Source organism: Oxalobacteraceae bacterium OTU3CINTB1, assembly GCA_024123955.1.
Taxonomy (GTDB): Bacteria; Pseudomonadota; Gammaproteobacteria; order Burkholderiales; family Burkholderiaceae_D; genus Rugamonas.
On record CP099652.1, the window covers coordinates 2,877,841 to 2,901,965 of the forward strand.

The window sequence follows — 24,125 nt, forward strand, 5'->3', positions numbered from 1 at the left end:
TGTTTGGGCGGGCGTTGTTAGCGTGCCGGGGTATCGGTATCGGTACCGGTTTTGCTGCCACCCGCGCGGCGGCGGGCCAGCATGCCGATGCCTGCCAGGCCGGCCATCATCATCCAGGCGGTGGCGGGTTCCGGCACCGCCGTCACCGGTCCCTGCAAGGTGATACCGGTGGTCAGCGCGCTGAAGTCGCCGTTCCACGTCACGCCGGACAGGTCGATCGAGATGGTGTGGCCATTGACGATGTTGAGGACCGGCGCGCCGCTGGTGGTGCCGGCATCGAGCACGCTGAAGCCGACGATGGGCGCGGCCAGGCTGGCGCCGAAATCGAAGGTGGCGCTGTAGGCGCCGGCGGGGAGGGCGCCGTTGTTGAAGATGGTCAGGCGGCCGTCGGGCGCGAAGTCGAACCCCAGCAGGTAGTCGCTGGTGAGGAATTCGGTTCCCGGCTCGATCGGATCGAGTCCGCTGACATTGCTGCCCGCTTCATCGGCGAACAGGTGGTCGGCGCCCAGCATGCCGCCGGGTTGACCGTTGTAGCTGGCGGTGATGATGGCGTTGTGCAGCGGATCGGCGGCCGCGTGCGCGGCGCCGGCGGCCAGCGCAAAACATGCGGCGGCCACGGCTTTTTGTAATGAGGTGTGCATTTTGTCTCCAGATATTGAGTTCAACAACGCCGGTCTTTGCCGGTCGCCGGTCGGCACACCTCGCGTATGCCGTGCCACCGCGAGGAGGGCGCAGGAAGCGCCGAGCTCGTGGTTGGTCAAAAATCTGTCGTAAAGGACGTGCAGCCCCGAAGCTCTGGCACTGGATGGCGATGTAAATTTGCCAATTCCTCAAGCCAATTCTACGGTGGTCTGACCAATCCCGCAAGGTGGACTGGCCAATAAAACAACATCGCCCGCCATGCTGGAAATTGGCGCTATGAATAGAAACTATAACAATCTCGTTGTGATAAATTCTGACGATGATGGGCTGAATTTTTCGTGCGAAAAATCAACTATTTGGGCTCGCGGGCCGCTAAAAATGGTGCTTGTTGGTAAATTTCTTGTTAAAATCGTGCTGTGAGGAATCTCCCAACAGGAGTCGATGATGATTATGATAAATGCCATAGGTGGCGCCACCCGGTTTGCAGCAGTTGTTGCAGAGGCGGCGCTCGACCCAAACAAAAACCGTGATCCATCGAACGAGCCGCAAAGCTTCGAACTGAATGCTTCCGTGGCCTCGTATCTCTCGCTGCCTGGCTTTAACGCGCCGACGCAAGTCGATTCCAGCGAGGCCAGCAACACAGTCAGCGCCGCCGAGAAGGCCAGCGCCATGGTCAAGGCCGTCACGGAGTCGGATGACACCGGCCTGAAAGAAGCGCTGAAACAATTTGACGACGGCCTGAAACGCCTGGCCATGCGTCCGGAAACCCAGATCTTCCAGGCCAAGTACGGCTTGGACAACGGCGCCCAGGAAAACCTGGTGTCGCCGGACCCGTTGCCGGGCGTGAGCGAAGACGGCGTGCTGGGCGTCAGCAGCAAGGAACATGCTGCCGCCGACATCAACAACGACGGCAAGATCAGCGAAGATGAACGCCGCCGCTATCAGCTGCCGATCACCTACCGCAGCAGCGAGCGCTCGACCGATGCGCTGGTCGACGGCCCATCGGCATTCTCGCTGACCGAAGCCAATCGCGCCTATGGCGTGGTGGCTGCGGCGCTGGCCTGATTTCACACTGTCAGTATCCATAAAAAAGGCTTTGCCGTCGTGGCAAAGCCTTTTTTTTCGCGGGTGCGCCCTTGAGGCACAAGGACGCGATCCGATTGTGATCTGATGGGACTCATCTCCAAGCATGGTATGCTGATCGTCGAAGTGGCGAACCACTGGCGGGCGGCCGAAAAGAGCAAGCGCGAAGCGATCGAGGAAGCCTCCGTAAAAATATAAAAAAACCAAAGAGACGACTGACCACCTTTTATGCCTGAATTAGAGAAGATGTTTGGCGGCCGGCTGGCCTGGGTGTCGGCGCGCCGCAAGCGCAGCAAGGAAGAAGTCATCCTGTTGTTGATGTGCGCATTGAGCATACCGAGCATCCTGCCGTTCGGTATCTACCGGCTGCTGCAGGGCAGCTGGATCTCCGCCGCCGTCGATCTGGCGCTGGTGGCGGCCATGCTGGCGGTGATCGTCGATGTCTGGCGCACCGGCCGGTACAAGGCCGCCAGCCTGGGGGTGACGCTGTTCTATTCGGCCGGCATGCTGGCCACCATCCACCTGCGCGGCCTGTCGCTGGTGTACTGGGTCTATCCGACCATGATCGCCGCCTATTTCATGCTGCGTCCCGCCGTGGCGCTGGCGATCAACAGCGTGTCGATGCTGGTGCTGGTGGCGATCCTGACGCGCGAGCTGGCTTTGCTCAACCTGTTCACGGTGGTGGTGACCATTTCGCTGGTCAACCTGTTCGCCTACATCTTCTCGTATCGCACCGGCTTGCAGAACCAGGAACTGCATACGGAGGTCGAGCGCGACTTCCTGACCGGCGTGGGCAACCGCCGCGCGCTGGATGGCAAGCTGGAAGCCTATGCCGCCGAACGCAGGCCGCATCCGGGATCGTGCCTGCTGCTGCTCGACCTCGACCACTTCAAGCAGGTCAACGACCGACACGGGCACGCCGCCGGCGACAAGGTGCTGATACGCCTGTGCGAATTGATGCGCAACCATACCCGCTCCTCGGACCAGATCTTCCGCTACGGCGGCGAAGAATTCGCCATCATCGCCACCGGCGCGGGCCTGGGCGCCGCCAGCCGCCTGGCCGAAGGCCTGCGCGCGGCGGTCGCCGAGGAACCGCTAATCGAAGGACATCCGATTACCGTGTCGATCGGCGTGGCGGGCATGGACAAATCCAGCACGCCGGAGGATTGGCTGATGCGCGCCGATAAAATGCTGTACGCCGCCAAGCAGGGCGGCCGCAACGCGGTTCGGGTGGACAACCACTCGGCGCCGGCGGCGAACACGCAACGGGTATAAAACCGCCGGGCTGCCTAAACCGCGGTCACGCCGCCATCGACAAACAGTTCATGTCCAGCGACAAAGCTGCTTTCGCTTGATGCGAGGAAGAGGACTGCTCGCGCCACTTCGTCGGGCTCACCCAAGCGCCCGAGCGGAACGCTTTGATTCAGTGCTTTTTCGACTTCCGGTTGCGCGTCGAGGTAGCTCCGTATCATGCGTGTTTCTGTTCCACCAGGCGAGACCACGTTCACGCGGATGCCCCGCTCCTTCAGGTCAGTGGTCCAGCTTCGGGCGAACGAGCGCACCGCCGCCTTGCTGGCGTTATACAGGGGCTGGCCGGGCAGCCCTTTACTGGCAGCCACGGAACCGTTGAGGACGACGGCGCTTCCCGCCGCCATCAGCGGCAATGCTTTCTGCACGGTGAACAGCACGCCCTTCACATTGACGTTGAAGGTCGAGTCGAAAAGCGTATCGTCGATCGTATCGAGCGGGGCGGCCTCGTAAATGCCCGCATTGGCGAACACGACGTCGACCCTTTGGTGATCGTGCTGGATCCGTTCGTAAAGCCGGGCGACATCGGCGGCCTTGCTGACGTCACCTTGCACGCCGACCGCCCCGTGGCCGATCTCTTTCACGGCCTCGTCCAGCAGTTCTTGCCGGCGCCCCGTGATGTACACGTGCGCTCCTTCGATGGCGAAAAGTTTCGCCGTTGCGAGGCCGATGCCATCGCTGCCGCCCGTTACAACGACCACCTTGTTGTCAAAACGTTTCATCATTTCTACCCTTTTTCAGTAAATGGAGGATTGCTCCACTTATAATATGGAGGTATCCTCCGTTTGACAAGCAAAAAAAGGAAAATTGTGAGTGATGAACCTGCCCTCAGGGCCGACGCGCAAAAAAACCGCGAACTGATCCTTTCTGCCGCCGAGCAGCTTTTCCTGGAAAAAGGAGCGGATGTTGCGCTGGAGGAGGTTGCCAAGCGCGCAGGCGTCGGTATCGGGACGCTGTATCGCCGCTTTCCCACGCGTGAGGCGCTTTTGGCCGCTACCAGCAATGAGCGTTTCCTGTCGCTGGCGGAGACCAGCCGTGCCCGCGACCCGGCACTCGCGCCAGGCGAGGCGCTCCGCGCTTACCTTGAGGAGCTTGCCAGGAACACGAGCATTTACCAGAGCCTTGCCGCGTCGATCGGGACTGTTATCCAATGCGGCACGCCCGGATGCCATGCGATCACCGCGGAAGGGCATCGCCTGCTTCAGCGTGGACAAGCAGCAGGCGCCATCCGCCCCGATGTCACTTTCGACGACTTCATTTACGTGTTGACCGCCATTTCGATCGCAATCGAAAACGACGGTTCATCGAAGTCACGGATTGGACATCTGGTGGACTTGTTCCTGAATGGTATAAGCGTTAAAGCTGCGGATTAGCGGGCCACATCCGGCTCCAGCGCAGGGATGATGGCCGCCAGCAGGGCTTGCGGCTGATAGTTCATTCGCTCAGGCGTCAGCCCAAGCCGCACCAGCACCAATCCCCTGGAGGGGACGATGGCGATGGCCTGGCCGTCGTGGCCCAGCATCCAGAAGGTATCCGCCGGGAGTTTGAACGGCAGGTCGGGGTTTTGTCCCGGCGGCGTGGCGCCTTGCGGTCCGTGGCGCCAGACCTGGCCCTGGCCGTATTGGCCGCCCGACGCCGGCGCCGGCTGCCGCATGGACTCCACGAAGCCGGCCGGCAGCATGCGCTTGCCCTGCCAAACGCCGTCTTGCAGCAGGAACTGGCCGAAGCGCGCCCAATCGTGGGTGCTGGCGAACATATAGCTTGAGCCAACCAGGTTGCCGCGCGCGTCGGCCTCGATCAAGGCGCTGCTCATGCCCAGCTGCGCGAACAGCCGGTCGTGCGGCAGCGACAGCACGGCCGCCGATGCCGGACCGTTTTTGGCCGGGAGGGCGCCTTCATTCCCGGTGGCGCCGGCCGCGGCGCGCTGCCAGATGCGCGACAGCAGCAGCGCGGTGCCGCTCGAATCGTTCCATAGTGTGCCCGCCGGCTGCACCAGGGGTTGGGCCGCCGCGTAGGCCGCCATGTCGGGCTGCAGATACAGCATGCGCGTCAGGTCGGAGACGCCGCCATAGGTCTCGTCGAACGCCAGACCGCTGCTCATCGCCATCAGATGCGTCAACGCGATCTGCGAGCGGCCGTCCGCGCCCGCCGGCCAGAAGCCGCTTTGTTGCGGCGACAGTTTGCCTTCCGCGATTTGCATCCCCACCAGGGCGGCGTTGACGGTCTTGGTCAGCGACCAGCCCAGCAGCGGCGTGCGCAGCGCGAAGCCGTCTCCGTAGCGCTGCGCCACCAGCCGGCCGCGATGGATCACGGCGATGCCGCGCATGCCGGGCCCGGACAGCGTGTCCTGGTTCACCAGCGCCTGCACCGCCGGCGCGGTTTCCGCCATTGAGCCTGTCGGCCACGGCACGCTGGGCGACGGCGACCAGATTTTGATCGGCACAAAATTATAGAGCGAGGCTCGTTCTATGTCGCCATCGGGGACCACGGCGCAGCCGGTGCCGGGACGGTAGACGGCGACGCCGCCGCCGATCACGCCGAACAAGTCGGCGCGCACCACCTTGCGCTGCTGGTCGATCCTAACTTCCAGGTGTTCGAGTATCGGATGGCCGGGTGCCTGGACGTCTTGCGCCAGCACGCCCGCGCTATCGCGGCCGGCGACAAAAACGTTGGAACAGACGGTTTTAGCGGCGTAGGCGGCGCCGATGCGCAGCAGCTCCGGCGGATTGGCGATCACCGCCCACGCGGCAGCGGCCAGGATGATCAGGATGACGCCGATGGCAAGCAGCGATCGGACCAACAGCCGGGGGAATGCGCGAGACGCCATCTACACCCTTGCCGTCGAGGTCCGGCGAGTGTTGCGGTGATCACAACCATCACAACGATCAAAATAAGGGCAGGGCATGTCATCTTCCGCGTAAGGCTTCGCGTTGATTATGCCTACATCGATTGCGTAATACAACGGGCACACGCTGGCGCACACGAAGAAATCGAGGCCGGCGCCGGTGTTGCTTCCGGCGCCAGCGCTCATGGTCAGAAGCTGGTCGACAGGCCGGCGTACAGCGTGCGGCGCGCGCCGTACTGCGGCGCGCCGACGCCGACGCCGGAGCCGTCGCGCAGCAGGTAGGATCGGTCGAACAGGTTGATCACCGCCAGCCGCCCCTCGACATTGCCGACCGGGGTGTTTTTCCAGTCATGCGTGAGCGTCAGGTTGGCCGTGACATAGCCGGGCAGCGCGCCCGAATTCGGCGCGCCGCCGTCCGGCGTCATGCGCAGGCCGCTGCCGTACAGGACGTCGCCGCTGACCTGCGAGTCGCCGAAGTGGTAGTGCGCGCCGCCCGAGACGGTGTAGGTCTGGTCATGATCGACAAAGATATAGTGGTTGGAGATGTACGCCAGTTCGTCGGGCGCGAACAGCGACTGGCCGGAGGTGATGTTCTGCGCCTTGGCCTTCTGCGACGTCACGTTCAGGAAGGCGCCCCAATCCTTCTCGCTGTAGACCGCCGACAGTTCCAGTCCCTTGGCGTAGCCGCGATCGTAATTAAACGGCGACAGGATCAGCGCCTGGCCGAACTGTCCCTCGTCGAGCATGTTGTGGATCTTCTTGTAGTAGGCGTCCGCCGTCACCGTCAACTGCTCGTTGAATTTGTGGCTCAGGCCCGCGTCGAAGTAGTTGGTGCGTTCGGCCTTGACGTTGTCCGACACCGGCACTTGCGGAGCGTTCGAGGTGCCGGCGTACTTGTCGATGCTGGACTGCGCGGCCAGCTCCTGCGGTGGCGGCGTGAAGTAGCGCGAATAGCCGGCGTGCAGCGAAGTGTCCTTGGCCACCTGGTAGGCCAGGTTCACACGGGGACTCCATTGATGCTCGTTGATGAAGGCCGACACCTTGTCGTAGCGCAGGCCGTAGTTCAACGTCAGCGGCCCGGCGATATGCCACTCATCCTGCAGGTAGATGCTCGACAGTTTGCCGATCTGGCTGCTGTTATCGACGATGGTGCGCGGATCGGTGCCGGCCTGCGTGCCGTCGGCGTTCATGTCGAACACGGAGACGCTGTTGTCGCTGTGCGTGTTCTGGCGCGAGTAGGCCAGGCCGGTGCGCACGGTGTGCGTGTCGTTCAGCTTGTAGCTGGCGTCGAACTGCACGCCGCTGGAGGAGTTCGAGCGCAGGGTGTTCGAGCCGACGCCGTTGTAAACCAGATCCCCCACCGGGTCAGGCGTGTAATGCAGCTCGGAGTATTGATGGAAGGCCGAGACCTGGTAATTCAGGTCGCCCAGGCTCTTTTGCAGCGACAGCACCAGGAAGCGGTTGACCTCCCGCTGGCGCTCGTCGAGCCGGGACGACGGCAAGCTGTTGGTGCCGGCGGCGGCGTCGCTTTGGGCGGTGAGCGAAAACGCCGGCGCCTGGTCGGGGTTGTTCGGGATCTGGAAGCGGCCGTTATAGGTGCCGAACATCAGGCCCAAACGGGTCTGGTCGTCGAGGAACCAGGACAGGCTGCCGAACGATTTGGCCTGCTTGGTTTCGTTGTGGATGGCGTCGCGGGTCGGCAGCGGGTTTTCGATGCCCATTTTATTGGTCAGATAGCTGCCCGACAGGTAGTAGTTGAACGCGCCCTGGTTGCCGAAGAATTCCGCGCTTGGCGCGACGTAGTCGTTGCTGCCCACCAGCACGCCGACACGGCCGCCCGATTTGCCCGTGCCTTCCTTGGTCTGGATGTCGACGATGCCGGCGGTGCGCAGGCCGAATTGTGCCGGCAGCGCGCCGGTGATGAAATCGGTCTGCTGCACAAAGCGGGTATCGATCGACTGGCCGAAGCCGGTGATACTCTCCGGCAGCTGCACGCCGTTGACGCGGTACTGCACGTTGGCGTGGTCGTCGCGCACGTGGATCGAGCCGGACGCCTTGGAGTCCTGGGCCACGCCGGGGAGGCGCAGCAGCACTTCGTTGAACGGCGTGTTGTCGCCCTGGCCCAGTTGGTCGATCATGTGGCGGTCGATCGAGTAAACGGTGGTGCCGACGTTGGGCGAGAGGTCGATGCGCGCGCTTTTCAGGTGGGCGATCACGTCGACCTGCTGCATCGGCGCGGGGGCGCCGTCGGCGGCAGCGCTGTCCTCTGCGTGGGCATGTGAAGCGTAAAAGGCGGCGGCCAGCAGCAGTGGCAGGGTGCGGAGTTGTGGAGTGCGTTGCATGTTCAATCCTTGAATGTTCGGGCGCGTGAGGCCGCCGGCCTGCCGCTACGTATCGAGGCAAATCGAAACGTGTCGGGCAGGCGCGCGGCTGCGCAAATGCGCGCAATGGGGCGTTACGGTTGGTACGGTGACGTCAGGTCAGGAGAGAACAGCGAAAGGCGGGGCGTGCGAAGGGGGAGTGAGGTAGCCGGCGCTGGCGATCCAGGCCTGGCGCGGCAGCGCGGCGACGGCGTAGGTGACCACCGAGGCCACCGGAACCACCTGCGCCGGTGGCGGCGGCGCGCCGAACGGCATGTCGGTGATTTCGCACGCCGCGCAATCGGTTTTGTGGTCGTCGGTGTAGGCGTGCGTATGCGACACCGCCCCGATCAGTTGCAGCGCCAGGAACACCAGCACGAAGAACATCACCACGCGCTGGTAGCGCGTGTTGCGATGTTGTGTGGCCGGGGAGAGCGTCATTGCGTGCATAGCCGCGATTTTACAGGGCTTATGCGCAAACAGACAACGCCTATTCGCTTTACCCGCCCATCGTGGAGGGCGATGGCCTAGTGCTGACTATGGACGCTGTCGCCGACCAGCCCCCGGCGCGTGGCCAGCACCACCGCGTGGGTGCGTGCCGTTGCGCCAAGCTTGTCGAAAAGGCCTTTGACGTGCGTCTTGACGGTGCCGACGCCGATTCCCAGTTCGCGCGCGATGGACTTGTTGCATTGGCCTTGCGCCAGCAGCTGCAGCACGTCGGTTTCGCGGCTGGTCAGGCCGATGCGGGTAAAGCTGTCGGCCACGCAGCGGCTCAGGTCCGCGCTCAGGTAGCGCATGCCGCGGCTCAGCGAGCGCACCGCCGACAGCAGCTGGTCGGCCGGGCTGTTTTGCAGCAGGTAGCCGTGCACGCCGGCCATCATCGCCGTGCGCACCTCCCACTCGCGGTCCAGCTGCGTGACGATCAATACCTTGGGCAGTTGTTCGAGCTGGCCGTGCTGGGCGTCGGCGCGGCGGCGCATGAGTTCCAGCGCACCTTTGTGGTCGAGGACGACGACGTCGGCACCGCAGTGCAGCGCGTCGTCCGGGACGGTGGCGCTCCTGACCGAGACATCGGCGCCGGCGCCGAGCAGCGCGGCCAGGCCGGCGTTGACGATGGCGTCCGCGTGCGCCACCAGCACATTGATTTTTTCGCCCTGATGGAGGATGGCGGCGGTCCCATTGCTACCTCCCACGGCCATCTGCGGCCAGGTTTTGCTATCGAGTCGCATGTCGTTACTCCCAAATGAACGTCTGACTAAAATCGGTTGTGGTCCGCCGGGCTGGCCGGCAGCACCAGCCGCCGCCGGCCGAACAGCCGCGCGTCCGCCGCGTAGGCGCCTGGCCCCAGCAGCACCAGCGCGGCGGCCGTAAAAGCGCCGACGATGCACGGCGAGGCTTGCGACCAGCCGGCGTGGCCAAGGCAGAACAACTGGCAAAGCGAGGCGACGGCGCCCGCCACCGGTGTCAGCATGCCGAGCACCAGCAGCACCGCCAGCAATACCGAAAACAAGGCCGCCAGGCCGTTCGGCAGCAATGTCTGCCACCACGGCGCCACTTCGGTGAACAGCGTTTCGGACAGCAGTTGCAGCGCCACGGCCAGCCGCAATAGCAGCAGGCCGACGCCGGCGCCGCCGCGCGGAAAACTGGTACTGAATCCACGCATGTCTGTCGGCCCCCGCTGGTTTGCATTTCTGGCAGCCAGCTTAAGCTTTTTCGAGGCTTTTGCCACGCCCCGATCCGGGGTGGAGGACATACCTAGATCGGGGTATGTTCAAACCCCACCGTCTGTGACATTGTTCGGGCAACATCACCGCCGCCCCGCGCGTCCCTGGCACAAAGGCAGGGGCGCGGCATGCGGTTCAGGGAGTACAGTTTTAGCTTTAAGGAGTCAGCCATGAAGATTTACATCGTCTCGATTGCCACCGGCCTGCTGGTCGGCATCATCTACGGATTCTTGAACGTACGCTCGCCGGCGCCGCCGGTCATCGCGCTGGTCGGCCTGCTGGGCATCCTGCTCGGCGAACAGGTACCGCCGTTGCTGCGGCAGCTATGGCAACCGCAGCAAGCGCAGGCCAAGCAGGTGTCGTGGATCGAAGACCACGTCAAGCCGCATTGCTTCGGCCAGCTGCCAGGCGCGCAGCCTGAAGATCAAACGAAAAGGAAAGCATAATGACCCCCATCACCCACAGCAGTCCCGACCTGATTTTGCACCGCGGCCTGTTCACCACCCTTGACCGCTCCAACCCGCACGCGGAGGCGGTGGCCATCAAGGACGGCCGCTTCACCCATGTCGGCCGCGCCAACGAGATCATGGCGCTCGCCGGTCCGGCCACGAAGGTCATCGACCTGCAGGGCAAGCGGGTGCTGCCTGGCCTGATCGACAACCACTGCCACATCATCCGTGGCGGCCTGAATTTCAACCTGGAGCTGCGCTGGGACGGCGTACGCAGCCTGGCCGACGCGATGGAAATGCTCAAGACGCAGGTGGCGATCACGCCGGCGCCGCAGTGGGTGCGCGTGGTGGGCGGCTTCACCGAACACCAATTTGCCGAGAAGCGCCTGCCGACCATCGCCGAATTGAACGCGGTGGCGCCGGACACGCCGGTGTTCATCCTGCACCTGTACGACCGCGCCTTGCTGAATGGCGCCGCCCTGCGCGCCGTCGGCTACGACAAGAACACGCCGGCCCCGCACGGCGGCGAGATACTGCGCGACGCCGCCGGCAATCCGACCGGCCTGCTGCTGGCCAAGCCCAACGCCGCCATCCTGTACCAGACCCTGGCCAAGGGGCCGAAGCTGCCGCTGGAATACCAGGTCAACTCGACCCGCCACTTCATGCGCGAACTCAATCGCCTCGGCGTGACCGGCGCCATCGACGCCGGCGGCGGTTTCCAGAATTATCCCGAGGATTACCAGGTGATCCAGCAGCTGTCGGACGCCAAGCAGCTGACGATACGCCTGGCCTACAACCTGTTCACGCAAAAGCCGACGCAGGAAAAAGAGGACTTCCTCAACTGGACGCAAAGCGTGACCTACCAGCAGGGCGACGACTACTTCCGCCACAACGGCGCCGGCGAGATGCTGACCTTCTCGGCGGCCGACTTCGAGGACTTCCGCCAGCCGCGTCCCGACATGCCGGACAATATGGAAGACGACCTGGAAGGCGTGGTGCGGGTGCTGGCGCAGAACCGCTGGCCGTGGCGCATGCACGCCACCTACGATGAAACCATCAGCCGCGCGCTGGACGTGTTCGAGAAGGTCAACCAGGACATCCCGCTGGCGGGTCTGAACTGGTTCTTCGACCATGCCGAAACCATCTCCGACCAGTCGATCGACCGCATCGCCGCGCTGGGCGGCGGCGTCGCCGTGCAGCACCGCATGGCTTACCAGGGCGAATACTTCGTCGAGCGCTACGGCCACGGCGCGGCCGAAGCCACGCCGCCCGTCAAGAAGATCCTGGAAGCGGGCGTGAAGGTCTCCGCCGGCACCGACGCCACCCGCGTCGCCTCGTACAACCCGTGGGTGTCGCTGGCCTGGATGATCACCGGTAAAACCGTGGGCGGCATGCAGCTGTACCCGCGCGCCAATTGCCTGGACCGCGAAACGGCGCTGCGCATGTGGACCGAGAACACCACCTGGTTCTCGAATGAAGTGGGCAAGAAGGGCCGCATCGAAGTGGGCCAGCTGGCCGACCTGATCGTGCCGGACAAGGATTTCTACGCCTGCGCGGAAAGCGAGATCTCCGATATGAGCTCGCGCCTGACCATCGTCGGCGGCAAGATCGTCTACGCGGCAGGGGAATTCGCCAGCTACGACGAGGCGCCGCCGCCGGCCATGCCCGACTGGTCGCCGGTGCGCCGCTTCGGCGGTTACGCCGGCTGGGGTGAACAGATTGGTAACAACCGCGCCGCCCTCAAGGAGCTGGAACAGCGCAAGCGCCAGCAGGCGCAGTTGCGCGAGCAGCAGGCCGCCTGCGGCTGCGCCAAGCAGTGCAATGTGCACGGCCACCAGCATGCCACGGCGTGGACCAGCAAGCTGCCGATCGCCGACCTGAAAAGCTTCTGGGGCGCGCTGGGTTGCGCCTGCTGGGCGGTGTGACGATGGCCTTCCCAGCATTTTTGCGCGCGCCGTGGGTGCGCTGGTGTGGCCTGTTGCTGCTGTGCTCCGCGTATCTGCAGGGCGGCATCGACAAGCTGACCGACTTTGGCGGCGCGGTCGCCGAGATGCAGCACTTCGGCGTGTCGCCGGCCGCGCCGATGGCCGCCGTGGTGATCGGCGGCGAGATCGGCGCCTCGCTGATGATACTGGCCGGCTTCTACCGCTGGCTGGGCGCCGGCTACCTGGCGGTGTTCACCCTGATGGCCACCTTTATGGCCAACCGCTTTTGGGAGGTGACCGGGCCGGCGCGCTTTATGGCAGAAAACGGCTTCTTCGAACATTTGGGCTTGACCGGCGCGTTCGTGCTGGTGGCCTGGTACGATATTCAGAAAGGTAAGGATGGAACGCGGTGATATCAAACAAGGCGTCACGCTCGGCTTTTTAGCCGGCTACGTCGACACGCTGGGCTTTATCGGCCTGTTCGGATTGTTCACGGCGCACGTGACGGGCAACTTCGTGCTGATCGGCCGTTCGGTGGTGCAGTCGGCGCCGGAGATCTTCCTCAAGCTGCTGGTGTTCCCGGTGTTCATGCTGTTCGTGGCGATCGCCCGGCTGCTGATCCTGCGCTGGCAACGCACCGGCGGCAAGCAGCTGCGCAACAGCTTCCTGACGCAGTTGCTGCTGATGGTGGCGACGGTGGCCTGCGCCTCGCTGGCCGCGCCCATCGTCTCGGCCGACGCGCCGCTGAGCATGGCGACCGGCATGCTGTGCGCCGGCGCGATGGCGGTGCAGAACGCCTACGGCAAGCTGCTGCTGGGTAAATCGGCGGCCACCACCGTCATGACCGGCAACGTCACGCAACTGGTGATCGATCTGGTGGATTCGGCGCGTGGCGATCCTGACGCGATGGGCCGGTGCAAGAAGCTGGTCTGGCCGGTGCTGGCGTTCGCGCTCGGTTGCATGGGCGGCGCGCTGGCGTTTATCGCGGTCGGTTTCAACGGCTTGCTGTTGCCGTGCGCGCTGCTGTTGTGGCTGGCCGTGGCCGCCGTCGACTAAATCGTCGTAATACTGATAATGCCGCGCTTGAGGGCGATCGTCACCGCATGGGTACGGTCGTTCGCGGCCAGTTTGGCCAGCACGTTTTTCATGTGCGCCTTGACGGTCTCCTCGGAAATCGACAGGTGCTCGGCGATGCGGCGGTTCGAATTGCCGCCGGCGGCGTGATTGAGCACTTCCATTTCGCGCGGGCTCAGCGGGCCTTGGCCCATGTGCTGGGCCAGTTCCATGGCGATTTCCGGCGGGATGCGGCGCTGGCCCATGTGGACGCCGCGCACGGTGTCGAGCAATTCGCGCCGCAGGGTACTTTTCAGCAGGAAGCCGCTGGCGCCGCCTTGCACGGCGCGCAGGATCTGGGCGTCGCCCTTATAAGTGGTCAGCATGATGATGCGCGCGCCGCTGTGTTCGCGGCGGATGTGCTGTAGCGCCGTCACGCCACACATTTCCGGCATGGCGATGTCCATGATGGTGACGTCCGGGCGCAGCGCCTCATAGCGCTCGATGGCCTCGCGGCCGTTGTTGGCCTCGCCGACCAGGCGCATGTCGTCCTGGCTGGAGATGGCCTCGCCAAGGCCGGCGCGCAGCAGCGGATGGTCGTCGACGACCAGCACAGTGATGGGGCGGGGTGCGTTGCTGAGTTCCATGTTGTAGGAGGCAATCTTCCAATTAGCAGGATTTAACCCAGGAATTTATACGACTTTGGGCGCTCGCGCCCGGGGTGTGCCATTGTGGTGTGCAATGCAACACAAAGTATGCACTTTAGCAAAAAATGGCACAATAGCTCTTCCGACAAATGTCTTTTGCACTTTCCGCAAACGGCCGTCACCGGGGGAGAATTGAATGATCGATGCCTTGCATTGCCTGATCGCAGTGGTCGAGCACCGCAGCCTGTCGCGTGCGGCGGTGCAGCTGGAGATGGCCGTGTCGTCCGTCTCGCGCAAGCTCGACGCGCTGGAGGCGCAGTTGGGCGCCCGGCTGCTGGTGCGCAGCTCGCGCCACGTGGTGCTGACCGACGCCGGCGAGCGATTTTTACCCCGCGCCCGGAATATCCTGGCCGAGTTGGCCGAAGGGCAGGCGGCGGTGCAGGAGACTGAAAGCGAGCCGCGCGGCCTGTTGACGGTCACCGCCCCGGCCGGTTTCGCCCGGCTGCATGTGGCGCCCGCCCTCGCGACGTTTTTGCGCCGCTATCCAAGGCTGGAGGTCGATTTACACGTCAGCGACAGTGTCGTCGACCTGGCCTCGCGCCGGGTCGATGTGGCGGTGCGCGCCGGCGTGCTGCCCGATGGGGATCTGGTGGCGACGCGGCTGGCGCCGAACAACCGCGTGGTCAGCGCCAGCCCGGCGTATCTCGCGCGTCATGGCTGGCCGGCGTCGCCCGAGGATTTGCTGAACCACCAGTGCCTGTCGATGGTGGGCAAGTCGCCGCGCGCGTGGTGGCGTTTCGACGGCGTCAATCAACACCAGCCGCTGGACGTGAGAAGCGCGCTGCGCTGCGACGACACGGATACGCTCATGCAAGCGGCTATAGCGGGGGCGGGACTGGTTCACCTGGCCAACTGGATGGTGAGCGACGCGATCGTGGCCGGTAAGCTGGTGCCCGTGTTTCCGATGGCGCCGCTGCAACGGGGAGGCCCGTCAGCCAAGCACGATCCGGCCGAATCGGCGATCCACGCCGTGCACATGCCGGGCCGCTCCAACCAGGCCAAGTCGCACCTGTTGATCGATCATTTGCGGGAATATTTCGGCGATCCGCCGTATTGGGACTTGGCCATGGAGGCCGCCAGGGCGGGCGAGCGCCGCGCCCCGGCTTAACTACCGATTAACTGCTTAATTCCACTCGTCGCTGCCGCCACCGGCATCGGCGCCGCCGGAATCGTCCCAGCCGCCGCTGACGCCGAAGTCGTTGCCGCCCATGTCGTCGTTCTGCACGATGTTGCTCTGCGCCGGATCGTCATAGACGATGTCGCTGCGTCCCTGGTCGTTGGCGGCGTTGCCGCCATTCTCATGGCCGCCCGTGAACTGGCGGGCGATCGCCTCGCCGGCCACCAGGCCCGCGCCCAACGCCGCGCCGGTCGCCAGGCCGCCCATAATGCGCGAACCCATGCCGTTACCCTGTGGTTGCTGGCCGTAGCCCGGACCGTATCCCTGCTGCGGATAACCGCCGCCGGGAGGATAACCCGGAGGCGTGCCGCCCGGATTGAAGCCCTGGCCACCCTGGTTAAATCCGCCGCCGCCCATGCCGCCCGCGCCGCCTTGCTGCGCGCGGCGCGACATGAAGCGCGAGGCGATAAAAATGAAGCCGACCAGCAGGCCGCCCATCAGCAGCACCGTGCCCCATGGGATGCCGCCGCCGCTGGAGCCCGAACCGGCGCTGGCGCCGTTGGCGTAGCCGCCGCTGTTATAGCCGGTCTTCTCGGCGGCTGGTTTGTGCTGCGTGTAATTTTCCTTCGGCTTGGCTTCGCCGGTGGCGATCACGGCGCGCAGCTTGCTGACGGCGGTGGCGTCGACCTTGGGCAGGCCGGGCGAGAGGCGTTCGGCCGTCTCCAGCGACTTTTGCGCGGCCGCGAACTTGCCTTGTTTGGCCAGCAGTTCGGCTTCGACGAAGTGGGCTTTGGCGCTGTTGGGGTGCTCCTTGAGCACCTGGTCCATCAGCGCCTGCGCTTCGGTGAATTTTCCCGCTTCGGCGGCGACGTAGACATCGTGTACGGTGGGAGCAGCCGCAAAGACCGGCGCCGCCAACGCCATCGCGCCGGCCAGCAAAGCGATGCTTGCTAAGGATTTTGTCTTCATGGTCGATCTCCAGTTGGAACTACTCTGATAATGATGGCAGTTTAGGCCATTTTCAAGGGGACGGCGGTGCGCTGCGCCACAGAGCGCAGATTGGCTTCGACGGTGGCGGCGACGATGTCGGCGGTGGCGGCCGACAAGGTCCAGCCCAGGTGGCCATGCCCGGTATTGTAGAAAACGCCAGGCAGCCTGCCCTGGCCGACGCGCGGCATCAGGTTGGGCATCATCGGCCGCAACCCCGCCCATGGCGTGATGTTGCGCGTGGAGACGCCGGGGAAGCGCTGCCGCACCCAGTCGACCAGCGGGACGATGCGGTCGGCGCGGATGTCGCGGTTGAAGCCATTGAATTCGGCCGTGCCGGCGACGCGGAAGCGGTGCTCGCCCAGCCGGCTGGTGACCAGCTTGGCGGCGTCGTCCTCCAGGCTCACCGTGGGGGCGGCGGCGCGGCTGGCGTCGTCGTCCAGGTGGACGGTGATCGAATAGCCCTTGACCGGGTAGACGTTGACCCGGTCGCCCAGCATGGCCGCCAGTTCGCGGCTGGCGGTGCCGGCGCAGATCACCACGCCGTCGTAGACGCCGATGTCCGGCACGCCGTCCTGCAGCACGCTGACGCAGGCGCCGCGCGCGTCCGCGCTCAGGCCCACCACCTGCTGGCCGAAGCGCATGCGCACGCCGAGCCGCTGCGCCGCCTGCGCCAGGCCGGTGGTGAATTTGTGGATGTCGCCGGAGCTGTCGCTCTCGGTGTAGTGGCCGGCGTAGTAGTCGCCCGCGAGCGTGGGTTCGATCGCGCGCATCTCCTCGGGCGTGACGGTGCGCCGATGCACGCCGCCCTGCGCCAGCAGCAGCGAAACGTCCTCGCCGTGTTCGAAGTCGGCGCGGTCGCGGTAGATGTGCAGGATGCCGGCGCGTTTGAGGTCGAAGTCGATGCGCTCCTCCTCGGCCCAGCTGAACAAATGCGCGCGCGCCGCCACCGCCAGTTTGGCGATGGCGATGGTGTTTTCGCGGTAGTCCGGCATGGCGGAGATGAACTCCGCCAGCCAGGACAGCTTGTGCCAGCTGGGCTTGGGGTTGAGCAGCAGCGGCGCGTCCTTGCGCAGCATCCACTTCAACCCCTTGGCGACGGTGGCGCTGTGGTTCCACACCTCCGCGTTTGAGGCCGAGAGCTGGCCGCCGTTGGCGAACGAAGTCTCCATCGCCGGATAGCGGTGGCGCTCGAGCAGCGTCACGCGCAGGCCGCGTTTGGCCAGCGCGTAGGCGGTGGTCACCCCGGTGATGCCGCCGCCGATGACTGCGATGGTCTTCATGGCGTGGATCAGGCCTTTTTCAAGCCCGCGATGTAGCGGTCGATGACCGTCGGCAGCACCGTCAGCGGCACGCCGCAGCTTTGCACCAGCGCGTCGTTGAAGCCGGGCAGGTCGAACTTCGGTCCCAGTGCGGCCTTGGCGCGTTCGCGCTGGCGCAAGATCTCGTTGTGGCCCACCTTGTAGCCGCAGGCCTGGCCTGGCGACACCGTGTAGCGGTCGATTTCGCTGGTCATGGCCTGTTCGCCACGGCCGGTGCTCTCGACCAAGAAGCGGATCGCCTGTTCGCGCGTCCACTTCATCGCGTGCATGCCGGTGTCGACCACCAGGCGGCAGGCGCGGAACTGCTGCGCCTGCAGGTAGCCGATCTGGCTGAACGGATCGTTGACGTACAGGCCGAATTCGTCGACCAGCTGTTCGGCGTACAGCGCCCAGCCCTCGACGAAGGCGTTGAAGCCCATCAGCGAGGAGATCAGCGGCAGCTCGCTCTGGTGCTCAGCGAGGTAGGCGCCTTGCCAGGCGTGGCCCGGCAAGCCTTCGTGCGCGGTCAGGGTGGCGATTTCGGACTTCGGCCACAAGGTGGTCGATTTCAGGTTGATGTAATAGATCGCCGGGCGCGAGCCGTCCAGCGAGGCGAAGTTCATGTAGCCGAGCGGCGCGCCCGACTCGATATCGATCGGCACCCGCCGCACTTCCAGCGGCGCCTTCAGGTTCATGTTCGAGATCTTCGGCATCAGCGCGCGCACGGCTTCGACGCGGTCGTTGCAGTAGGCGATCAGCTCCTCGCGGCCCTTGTCGTTGTCGGCGTAGAAGCGCTTCGGGTCCTTCGACAGCGACAGCAGGCGCGCGCCCACGGTGCCTTGCGTGATGCCCTGCGCCTTGAGGATGGCGTCGATGCGGGACTGCAGCATCTTGTTTTGTTCCAGGCCGACCGCGTGGACCTCGCGTGGATTGAGGTTGGTGGAGGTGCCCAGGTGCAGCGCCCACTCGTAGTACGCCGCGCCGTCCGGCAGGCGGTGCACGCCGGCGACGTCGGTGGCCTTGGCGGTGGCGCGGGTGAAGGTGGCGATCTGGCGCTCCAGCGCCGGATAGACCTGGCTTTCCACCAGCGCCATGACGCGCGCGTTCCAGTCGCCGGCGATGCCCAGCTTTTGGGTGCGCTCGGTCAGCGAGGTGACCAGCTTTTGCTGCGCGATCGCGGTCTTGCGGTAGTCCTGCAACTGGGCCAGCGCGGTGCGGGCGATGAAGTTCGGCGGCAGGATGCCGCGCCCGGCCTGGTCGGCGATGCGGGTGCTTTCCTGGTCCAGCATGCGCGCCATGCCGGTGACGCGCTCCAGATAGGCCTCGGCGTCGGCGGCGTCGGCGATCTGGTGCTGCGAGTGCAGGAATTCCGGGATGCGCGTGACCGCGCCGTCCTGCTGCGTGACCGGGAAGGGCGAGGTGCCGCCATTGAAACCGGCGGCGGCGCCACCGAAGGAGAAGCGCAAGCCCTCCAGGCCCTCGTTGGCGGCGTAACGGATGGTGTCGTAGCGGATCTGGGCGTCGGCGCCCAGCTTGGCGCGGTCGATGGCGGACAGGCGCTTGAGCATCGATTTGACCTGGCCGGCCCAGGCGGCGTCGCCGGAACGGCTGAGGTTTTCCAGCTGCGACTTCAGGCCGGCGCGCTCGCCCTTGTCCAGGCCCAGCGAGGTGGCGGTTGTTGGCGACAGACGCAGGATTTCCTCGGCGAAACTATCGATTAGTTGGGTGAAGCGGGCGTCGCCGGGGGCCGGCGACGCAGGTGTTGACGCCTGCGATTGCGCCCGCGCCAAACCGGGCAGCAAGGGCAGGGCGCCGACGGCGGTGGCGGAAAGGGCGGACAGCAGCAGGTCGCGGCGGGTGAAGTTCTGGGACTTGTTGCTCATAACATCCTTTTATTGTTTGTTGTTAATGCGGGCGGGCGTGGCAGGCGAGCGTTGTCGATCATGCTCATCGCAGGGCGGCCGGCGCGACGAAGACCATAGCGCGCCAGCCGGAAAATTGTCAATGAGTATCGTGTGCCGGCCTAGCCGGGTTAAGGCAAATTTAATGCTCGGCAGAATTAAATGGCGTGGTGCCGTGCCCCGCCGGTGTCGTGCCCGTCAGATCTTGCGGAAAGCGCAGCTGGAAGCGGTCGATCAGCTCGCGCAGCGCGTCCAGTTCCTGGCGCGGCAGGGCCAGCGCCACGTGCATGTCCGGGCGGATCAGGTAGGCGGCGTCCTCCAGCAGGCCGGCCTCGCCGGCGGTCTCGGTCCAGGGCCAGGCGTGCAGCGACAGGTGCAGCACCTGGGCGGCGGCGGCGAGCAGCGGATCGGTTTGTCCGTAGACGTGCAATTGCCAGCCCAGGCTGCGCAGCGGGGAGAAATTGTCGCCGCCGTCGGGCTGCGGCACCCACGGCAGGCGGTCGCCGCCGATGATCTCGCCCGCGCGTCCGCCGCTGAGCAAGCTGTCGGGATAGTGGATCTGCACTTGCGACGCCGTCTTGAACAGGGTGCGGCGCGCGGCGCTGAAGCCGGTCAGCATCGGGAACACATGCGGTACCAGCCAGTTGCGCAACAATTGCCCGCCCGCGCCCTGCGACACCACCAGCTGGAAGGCGCGGTCGGTGGTGGAGACCAGCTTGCGGGCGAAGGTGAGCCGTTCGGCCTGGTAGGTGTCGAGCAGCGCGCCGTGGGCGCCCGCCTGCAACACCTGCGCCAGCTTCCACGCCAGGTTGATGGCGTCGCCGATGCCGGTGTTCATGCCCTGGCCGCCGGCCGGGCTGTGGATGTGCGCGGCGTCGCCGGCCAGGAAGCAGCGGCCGACGCGGAATTGCGACGCCACCCGGTGGTGCACGCGGTAGGTGGAAAACCAGTTGAGCTGTTCGACCTTAATGCCGAGCAACGGTTCCAGCACGGGCCGCACGTCCTCGAAACTGGCTTCGGGTTGGCCGGGAGCCGGCTCGGGCATGATGCCGATCAGCCGCTGCATGCCGCGCGAGCGCACCGGCAACATCAGCGCGAAGGTGTTGGCGCCAAGGTGGCCGACCAGGTCGACATTGGGCGGGCCTTCGGTCTTGACGTCCGCCACATAATAGAGATGCTCGTAGGTGCCGCCGGCGAAACCGACCTGGAGCGACTCGCGCACGCGGCTGTGGGCGCCGTCGCAGCCGCACAGGAAGGCGGCGTTGCAGGCGATGCGCTCGGCGCCCCGCTGCAGCACCGCGCGCACGCCCCATTCGTCCTGCGTGAACGATTCCAGTTCCGTGTTCCAGTCGACCTCCACGCCCAGCGCGCGCAACTGCTCGACCAAAAATCGTTCATGATCGTCCTGCGGGAATGCCAGCACGAAGGGGTAGGGGCTGATGCCGGCGCCGACATCCTTGAGTGGCAACTGGGCGATATCGTGGCCGTCCTCGCGCAAATGTAAGGCGTCGATGCGGATGCCGAGATCGACGACGGCGTCGGCAAAACCCAGCTGGCGATAGAATTCGAGCGTACGCGCATGCACCGCCATCGCCCGGGAAGCCTGGCCAGGGCCGCTGTTTTTGTCGATGATGCGCACCGCGACGCCATGCCGCGCCAGCCGCAGGGCGAGTACCAGGCCGGTGGGTCCGGCGCCGACGATGAGAACTTGGGGAACCATCAAGCCAGTCTACCTGCGTGGGCGAATGCGGCGCGCGCAATTGGCGATGGCTTGTTGGGTGAATTGGTATTATATTGGTCAATATTGTAATTCCTCACCACCCAACTTTGTCTCATATGACCCATTCCGCCACCCGTCGTACCTTGTTGCTGGCACTCGCAGCGACCCCACTTAGCCGCGCCTACGCCGCACCAACGGCGATCATGCCACCCGATATGCGGCTGGTCCGGTTGGAGGCCGCATCCGGCGGGCGCCTGGGCGTGGCCGCGCTTAACACCGCGAACGGGCGCCAGCTGCTGCACCGTGGCGATGAGCGCTTTCCGTTCTGCAGCACGTTCAAGATGATGCTCTCGGCGGCGGTACTGGCGAAGGAGCCGTCGGTGCTGCAACAGACCATCCGCTACGAGAAGGCCGAGCTGGTGGCGCATTCGCCCATCACCGAGCAGCATCTGGACGGCGGCATGAGCATCGAGGCGCTGTGCGCCGCCACCATCCAGTACAGCGACAATACGGCGGCCAACCTGCTGATCCGCCACTTGGGCGGGCCCGAGGAGGTGACCGCCTACGCCCGATCGATCGGCGACCGCCAGTTCCGCCTGGACCGCTGGGAAACCGCGCTCAACAGCGCGATTCCCGGCGATCCCCGCGACACCACCACGCCGTCGGCGATGATGGCCTCGCTGCACAAGCTGACCCTGGGCGAGGCGCTGCCGCCGGTCAAGCGCAAGATCATGATCGATTGGCTGATCGGCAATACCACCGGGGCCACCCGCATCCGCGCCGGCGTGCCGTCTAGCTGGACGGTGGGCGACAAGACCGGCGCCGGCGATTACGGCACCATCAACGACATCGCCATTCTGTGGCCGCCGGGCAATAAACCGCCGATCGTGCTGGCCGTTTACCTGACCCAACCGGGCAAGGACGACAAAACGCGCCCCGAAATCCTGGGGCAGGCGGCGAAGATTGTCATCGATGCGTTCAAGGTCGGCTAAACTACGGCCCTTAACACTAGTGGGCCACCCATGACGAACAAAAAACAGCCGCCAGCCAAAAATCCTGCCGAGGCGCCGGTGGGCCGCGCGCCCAATCCCTTCCTCAACGCCGAGTTGTATTCCCGCATGCGCGACTACACCGAGCGCGACGCGGCGTTCTCGAAGGAGTTGAAGGCGATCGGCGAGAGCGGCGCAGGCAAGCGCAGCACCGACGCGCGCAAGGCGCCGTCGCTGGCGGTGCTGCGCGGCGTGGTCAAAAAGGGCTTGCCGCTGTGGACGATGCTGGACCGCATCGTCGAAGGTGTCGAAAGCGGCTTGTGGGAACCGTGGCTGACCGCCTACGGTTTCGAGCTGCGCGGCGTCAATTACGCCAAGACGGGCGAGCGCAACGCGCGGCTGGCGCTGGATATCAGCCTGGGTTCGAAGGCGCACACGGCGTTCGCCAACGCCGGCGTCGGCAACTGGCGCAGCCTGGTGGTCGAGGATTGCGCCCAGGTGCAGATCGACAAGCCGACCGAAAAGGCGCCGGCCAAGGCCCACGCCATCTTCTTCCTGGACGCGCCGGCGGCAGGCTAAGGCGCGCTCGCGTCAGGGGCGCCGGCTTACCTTACTTGTCCCACTCGAGGTGGACCACCTTGTAGCCGCTGTCCTTGAGCAGCTTGAGCAGCGAAGGCAGGGCCTTGACCGTCGGACCGTTGGCGTCGTGCATCAGGATGATGCCGCGGCCGGTTTTGGCCAAACTCTCGGTCAGGCGTGTGGTCAGGATTTCGGTCGTGTCTTCCAGCAGCCAGTCGTTGATGCCCAGATCGATCGACATCACGGTGATGTTGCCGGCCTTGAGTGCCGCCAGCATCGTTGGCGTTTCTTCCAGATACGGGAAACGGTAGGCCGGCGCGGACACGCCGAACGCGGCCTGGTAGGCGGCCTGGTTCTTGCGCAGGTCGTCGAGCTGCTGTTGCGCGCCGAGCTCGGACAAATGCGCGTGCGTGTTGCTGTGCAGGCCGGCCGAGTGGCCTTCGGCGACGACGCGCCGCGCCAACGCCGGCGAAGTCACCAACTTGTCGCCGATCATGAAGAACGTCGCTTTCACGCATTGGTCGGCCAGCGCCGCGAGCACGGCGGGCGTGCCCGACGGTTCCGGTCCGTCGTCGAAGGTCAGCACGACCTCGCCTTTTTCCAGCGGCAGGGCGGTATGCTGGTGCGCGCCGTACAGCGCGCCGTCGCGTGGCAATTTGATGGTGCGGCTGGTGCCGAGCTTGCCTGTGCCGCAGTCGGCGGCGAGGACGGGGGCGGCCAGCGTGGCCAGCGCGCCCATTGCAATGAGCTTTACCACTTTTCCGGCGAAATCCACTTTCAGGCGGCGTGCTTGCGGCGGCGGGCCATACCAGATACCAGTGCAAGACCGGCCAGTACCATTGCGTAGGTTTCCGGCTCGGGCACGACGGCGATGTCGGCTGCGGACCCTTCGATCAGCGCGGCCGGGGCGAAGATATCTTCGTAGCCGCCGGTCCACACGCCGGAGCCGACGGAGATCGCGTGCTTGCCAAAGAAGCCGCTGGTCCAGGTGGCGTTGGCGTCAACCGCCGAGCCGGTTAGCCAGTACGTGCCGGCGCCGAGCGTCCAATTCAGCCCGGCGAGCGAGGCGTCGTTTTGCACGCCGGCCAGTTCACGAGAAAACAGTACTTTGCCCGATGGCAGATCGGCCGCGAATTCGTCGCTGGCGGACGCCATGATGCCAACGATCAGCTTACCCTTGCCGCTGGCGTTGCTGATCGCAGTCTGGATCGAGGTGATCGTCGTCGCGGCGGACAGGTCGAAGCGGATCGCATGGCTTTGTCCGTAGGTATTGCCGTTCGCATCGACGCCATTGTCGAGCGCGAGCGGTGAAATGAAGGGGCCGAAACTGTCCAGGATGACTGCGGCGTTGGCAGGGCCGGCCAGCAGGCCGGCGACGAGCATGGGGGCCGCGAGTAGACTTTTGAGTGACATGGAGAATCTCCTAATTCAAAAA

Annotated in this window: 24 protein-coding genes; 10 read left to right on the forward strand and 14 right to left on the reverse strand. The window is 65.1% G+C overall.

Annotation, left to right across the window (positions count from 1 at the left end; genetic code table 11):
• Positions 1-17 precede the first annotated feature (17 nt).
• Positions 18-641 carry a VPLPA-CTERM sorting domain-containing protein gene (locus NHH73_12630; GenBank protein USX29067.1) on the reverse strand — a complete coding sequence of 208 codons (624 nt, stop codon included), beginning with the start codon at positions 639-641 and terminating at the stop codon, positions 18-20.
• Positions 642-1,092: 451 nt separating this feature from the next.
• Between NHH73_12630 and NHH73_12635 the strand changes: the two genes are divergently transcribed.
• Complete coding sequence (locus NHH73_12635; GenBank protein ID USX29068.1) at positions 1,093-1,707, forward strand: hypothetical protein; 615 nt, start codon at positions 1,093-1,095, stop codon at positions 1,705-1,707.
• 246 nt (positions 1,708-1,953) lie between these two features.
• Positions 1,954-3,000: a GGDEF domain-containing protein gene (locus tag NHH73_12640; GenBank protein USX29069.1), complete on the forward strand. Its 1,047-nt coding sequence runs from the start codon at positions 1,954-1,956 to the stop codon at positions 2,998-3,000.
• Between the two features lie 14 nt (positions 3,001-3,014).
• On the opposite strand, the gene NHH73_12645 is transcribed toward NHH73_12640, so the two are convergent.
• Positions 3,015-3,758, reverse strand: coding sequence for a glucose 1-dehydrogenase (locus NHH73_12645; GenBank protein USX29070.1), 744 nt, complete (start codon positions 3,756-3,758; stop codon positions 3,015-3,017).
• Between the two features lie 60 nt (positions 3,759-3,818).
• On the opposite strand from NHH73_12645, the gene NHH73_12650 reads away from it, so the two are divergent.
• Positions 3,819-4,406 (forward strand): TetR/AcrR family transcriptional regulator, encoded by a 588-nt coding sequence (locus NHH73_12650; GenBank protein ID USX29071.1) that lies wholly within the window; start codon positions 3,819-3,821, stop codon positions 4,404-4,406.
• On the opposite strand, the gene NHH73_12655 is transcribed toward NHH73_12650, so the two are convergent.
• The 5 genes from NHH73_12655 to NHH73_12675 all read right to left on the reverse strand — a co-directional run bounded on the left by NHH73_12655 (position 4,403) and on the right by NHH73_12675 (position 9,901).
• Positions 4,403-5,860, reverse strand: a complete 1,458-nt coding sequence (locus NHH73_12655) for a beta-lactamase family protein (protein ID USX29072.1) — start codon at positions 5,858-5,860, stop codon at positions 4,403-4,405. The genes NHH73_12650 and NHH73_12655 overlap by 4 nt on opposite strands.
• Before the next feature lie 206 nt (positions 5,861-6,066).
• Entirely contained in the window at positions 6,067-8,220 is a 2,154-nt protein-coding gene (locus NHH73_12660; protein USX29073.1) for a TonB-dependent receptor, read from the reverse strand.
• Positions 8,221-8,358: 138 nt separating this feature from the next.
• Complete coding sequence (locus NHH73_12665) at positions 8,359-8,679, reverse strand: hypothetical protein (GenBank protein USX29074.1); 321 nt, start codon at positions 8,677-8,679, stop codon at positions 8,359-8,361.
• Positions 8,680-8,765: 86 nt separating this feature from the next.
• Complete coding sequence (locus tag NHH73_12670) at positions 8,766-9,467, reverse strand: response regulator transcription factor (GenBank protein USX29075.1); 702 nt, start codon at positions 9,465-9,467, stop codon at positions 8,766-8,768.
• Between the two features lie 26 nt (positions 9,468-9,493).
• The gene (locus NHH73_12675; protein ID USX29076.1) at positions 9,494-9,901 is read right to left on the reverse strand and encodes a hypothetical protein; all 408 of its coding nucleotides are present in this window, start codon (positions 9,899-9,901) and stop codon (positions 9,494-9,496) included.
• A 231-nt stretch (positions 9,902-10,132) separates the two neighbouring features.
• Here NHH73_12675 and NHH73_12680 point away from each other — a divergent pair, with 231 nt between their 5' ends.
• The 4 genes from NHH73_12680 to NHH73_12695 are packed head-to-tail and all read left to right on the forward strand — an operon-like array spanning position 10,133 to position 13,392.
• The gene (locus tag NHH73_12680; protein USX29077.1) at positions 10,133-10,408 is read left to right on the forward strand and encodes a XapX domain-containing protein; all 276 of its coding nucleotides are present in this window, start codon (positions 10,133-10,135) and stop codon (positions 10,406-10,408) included.
• Positions 10,408-12,336: an amidohydrolase gene (locus tag NHH73_12685; GenBank protein USX29078.1), complete on the forward strand. Its 1,929-nt coding sequence runs from the start codon at positions 10,408-10,410 to the stop codon at positions 12,334-12,336. Before NHH73_12680 ends, NHH73_12685 begins: the two co-directional genes overlap by 1 nt.
• A 2-nt stretch (positions 12,337-12,338) precedes the next feature.
• Positions 12,339-12,749 carry a DoxX family protein gene (locus NHH73_12690; GenBank protein ID USX29079.1) on the forward strand — a complete coding sequence of 137 codons (411 nt, stop codon included), beginning with the start codon at positions 12,339-12,341 and terminating at the stop codon, positions 12,747-12,749.
• Positions 12,736-13,392: a DUF1275 domain-containing protein gene (locus NHH73_12695; protein USX29080.1), complete on the forward strand. Its 657-nt coding sequence runs from the start codon at positions 12,736-12,738 to the stop codon at positions 13,390-13,392. Before NHH73_12690 ends, NHH73_12695 begins: the two co-directional genes overlap by 14 nt.
• Here NHH73_12695 and NHH73_12700 read toward each other — a convergent pair.
• Positions 13,389-14,036: a response regulator transcription factor gene (locus NHH73_12700; GenBank protein ID USX29081.1), complete on the reverse strand. Its 648-nt coding sequence runs from the start codon at positions 14,034-14,036 to the stop codon at positions 13,389-13,391. The genes NHH73_12695 and NHH73_12700 overlap by 4 nt on opposite strands.
• 196 nt (positions 14,037-14,232) lie before the next feature.
• On the opposite strand from NHH73_12700, the gene NHH73_12705 reads away from it, so the two are divergent.
• The gene (locus tag NHH73_12705; GenBank protein USX29082.1) at positions 14,233-15,204 is read left to right on the forward strand and encodes a LysR family transcriptional regulator; all 972 of its coding nucleotides are present in this window, start codon (positions 14,233-14,235) and stop codon (positions 15,202-15,204) included.
• A gap of 15 nt (positions 15,205-15,219) precedes the next feature.
• Here the strand turns inward: NHH73_12705 and NHH73_12710 are convergent, their stop codons facing one another.
• The 4 genes from NHH73_12710 to NHH73_12725 all read right to left on the reverse strand — a co-directional run bounded on the left by NHH73_12710 (position 15,220) and on the right by NHH73_12725 (position 21,122).
• Positions 15,220-16,182, reverse strand: a complete 963-nt coding sequence (locus NHH73_12710) for a tetratricopeptide repeat protein (GenBank protein USX29083.1) — start codon at positions 16,180-16,182, stop codon at positions 15,220-15,222.
• Positions 16,183-16,223: 41 nt separating this feature from the next.
• Positions 16,224-17,483: a D-amino acid dehydrogenase gene (locus tag NHH73_12715; protein ID USX29084.1), complete on the reverse strand. Its 1,260-nt coding sequence runs from the start codon at positions 17,481-17,483 to the stop codon at positions 16,224-16,226.
• Between the two features lie 8 nt (positions 17,484-17,491).
• Positions 17,492-19,384 (reverse strand): DUF885 family protein, encoded by a 1,893-nt coding sequence (locus tag NHH73_12720; GenBank protein ID USX29085.1) that lies wholly within the window; start codon positions 19,382-19,384, stop codon positions 17,492-17,494.
• Between the two features lie 160 nt (positions 19,385-19,544).
• Positions 19,545-21,122 carry an FAD-dependent oxidoreductase gene (locus NHH73_12725; protein ID USX29086.1) on the reverse strand — a complete coding sequence of 526 codons (1,578 nt, stop codon included), beginning with the start codon at positions 21,120-21,122 and terminating at the stop codon, positions 19,545-19,547.
• A gap of 116 nt (positions 21,123-21,238) precedes the next feature.
• Here NHH73_12725 and bla point away from each other — a divergent pair, with 116 nt between their 5' ends.
• A complete protein-coding gene (gene bla / locus NHH73_12730) occupies positions 21,239-22,114 on the forward strand; it encodes a class A beta-lactamase (protein USX29087.1) in 876 nt (291 codons plus the stop codon).
• A gap of 30 nt (positions 22,115-22,144) precedes the next feature.
• Positions 22,145-22,690 (forward strand): hypothetical protein, encoded by a 546-nt coding sequence (locus NHH73_12735; protein USX29088.1) that lies wholly within the window; start codon positions 22,145-22,147, stop codon positions 22,688-22,690.
• Positions 22,691-22,721: 31 nt separating this feature from the next.
• On the opposite strand, the gene NHH73_12740 is transcribed toward NHH73_12735, so the two are convergent.
• Both NHH73_12740 and NHH73_12745 read right to left on the reverse strand, forming a co-directional pair.
• On the reverse strand, positions 22,722-23,447 hold the full coding sequence (locus tag NHH73_12740) for a polysaccharide deacetylase family protein (GenBank protein ID USX29089.1): 726 nt from the start codon (positions 23,445-23,447) through the stop codon (positions 22,722-22,724).
• Between the two features lie 20 nt (positions 23,448-23,467).
• Positions 23,468-24,103, reverse strand: a complete 636-nt coding sequence (locus tag NHH73_12745; GenBank protein ID USX29090.1) for a PEP-CTERM sorting domain-containing protein — start codon at positions 24,101-24,103, stop codon at positions 23,468-23,470.
• Positions 24,104-24,125: the final 22 nt, after the last annotated feature.

Excerpts from the sequence above, each read along its gene's own strand:
- NHH73_12630 (USX29067.1), bottom strand. The coding sequence starts at position 641 with ATGCACACCTCATTACAAAAAGCCGTGGCCGCCGCATGTTTTGCGCTG.
- NHH73_12635 (USX29068.1), top strand. The coding sequence starts at position 1,093 with ATGATAAATGCCATAGGTGGCGCCACCCGGTTTGCAGCAGTTGTTGCA.
- NHH73_12640 (USX29069.1), top strand. The coding sequence starts at position 1,954 with ATGCCTGAATTAGAGAAGATGTTTGGCGGCCGGCTGGCCTGGGTGTCG.
- NHH73_12645 (USX29070.1), bottom strand. The coding sequence starts at position 3,758 with ATGATGAAACGTTTTGACAACAAGGTGGTCGTTGTAACGGGCGGCAGC.
- NHH73_12655 (USX29072.1), bottom strand. The coding sequence starts at position 5,860 with ATGGCGTCTCGCGCATTCCCCCGGCTGTTGGTCCGATCGCTGCTTGCC.
- NHH73_12660 (USX29073.1), bottom strand. The coding sequence starts at position 8,220 with ATGCAACGCACTCCACAACTCCGCACCCTGCCACTGCTGCTGGCCGCC.
- NHH73_12665 (USX29074.1), bottom strand. The coding sequence starts at position 8,679 with ATGACGCTCTCCCCGGCCACACAACATCGCAACACGCGCTACCAGCGC.
- NHH73_12670 (USX29075.1), bottom strand. The coding sequence starts at position 9,467 with ATGCGACTCGATAGCAAAACCTGGCCGCAGATGGCCGTGGGAGGTAGC.
- NHH73_12675 (USX29076.1), bottom strand. The coding sequence starts at position 9,901 with ATGCGTGGATTCAGTACCAGTTTTCCGCGCGGCGGCGCCGGCGTCGGC.
- NHH73_12680 (USX29077.1), top strand. The coding sequence starts at position 10,133 with ATGAAGATTTACATCGTCTCGATTGCCACCGGCCTGCTGGTCGGCATC.
- NHH73_12685 (USX29078.1), top strand. The coding sequence starts at position 10,408 with ATGACCCCCATCACCCACAGCAGTCCCGACCTGATTTTGCACCGCGGC.
- NHH73_12690 (USX29079.1), top strand. The coding sequence starts at position 12,339 with ATGGCCTTCCCAGCATTTTTGCGCGCGCCGTGGGTGCGCTGGTGTGGC.
- NHH73_12695 (USX29080.1), top strand. The coding sequence starts at position 12,736 with ATGGAACGCGGTGATATCAAACAAGGCGTCACGCTCGGCTTTTTAGCC.
- NHH73_12700 (USX29081.1), bottom strand. The coding sequence starts at position 14,036 with ATGGAACTCAGCAACGCACCCCGCCCCATCACTGTGCTGGTCGTCGAC.
- NHH73_12705 (USX29082.1), top strand. The coding sequence starts at position 14,233 with ATGATCGATGCCTTGCATTGCCTGATCGCAGTGGTCGAGCACCGCAGC.
- NHH73_12710 (USX29083.1), bottom strand. The coding sequence starts at position 16,182 with ATGAAGACAAAATCCTTAGCAAGCATCGCTTTGCTGGCCGGCGCGATG.
- NHH73_12715 (USX29084.1), bottom strand. The coding sequence starts at position 17,483 with ATGAAGACCATCGCAGTCATCGGCGGCGGCATCACCGGGGTGACCACC.
- NHH73_12720 (USX29085.1), bottom strand. The coding sequence starts at position 19,384 with ATGAGCAACAAGTCCCAGAACTTCACCCGCCGCGACCTGCTGCTGTCC.
- NHH73_12725 (USX29086.1), bottom strand. The coding sequence starts at position 21,122 with ATGGTTCCCCAAGTTCTCATCGTCGGCGCCGGACCCACCGGCCTGGTA.
- bla (USX29087.1), top strand. The coding sequence starts at position 21,239 with ATGACCCATTCCGCCACCCGTCGTACCTTGTTGCTGGCACTCGCAGCG.
- NHH73_12735 (USX29088.1), top strand. The coding sequence starts at position 22,145 with ATGACGAACAAAAAACAGCCGCCAGCCAAAAATCCTGCCGAGGCGCCG.
- NHH73_12745 (USX29090.1), bottom strand. The coding sequence starts at position 24,103 with ATGTCACTCAAAAGTCTACTCGCGGCCCCCATGCTCGTCGCCGGCCTG.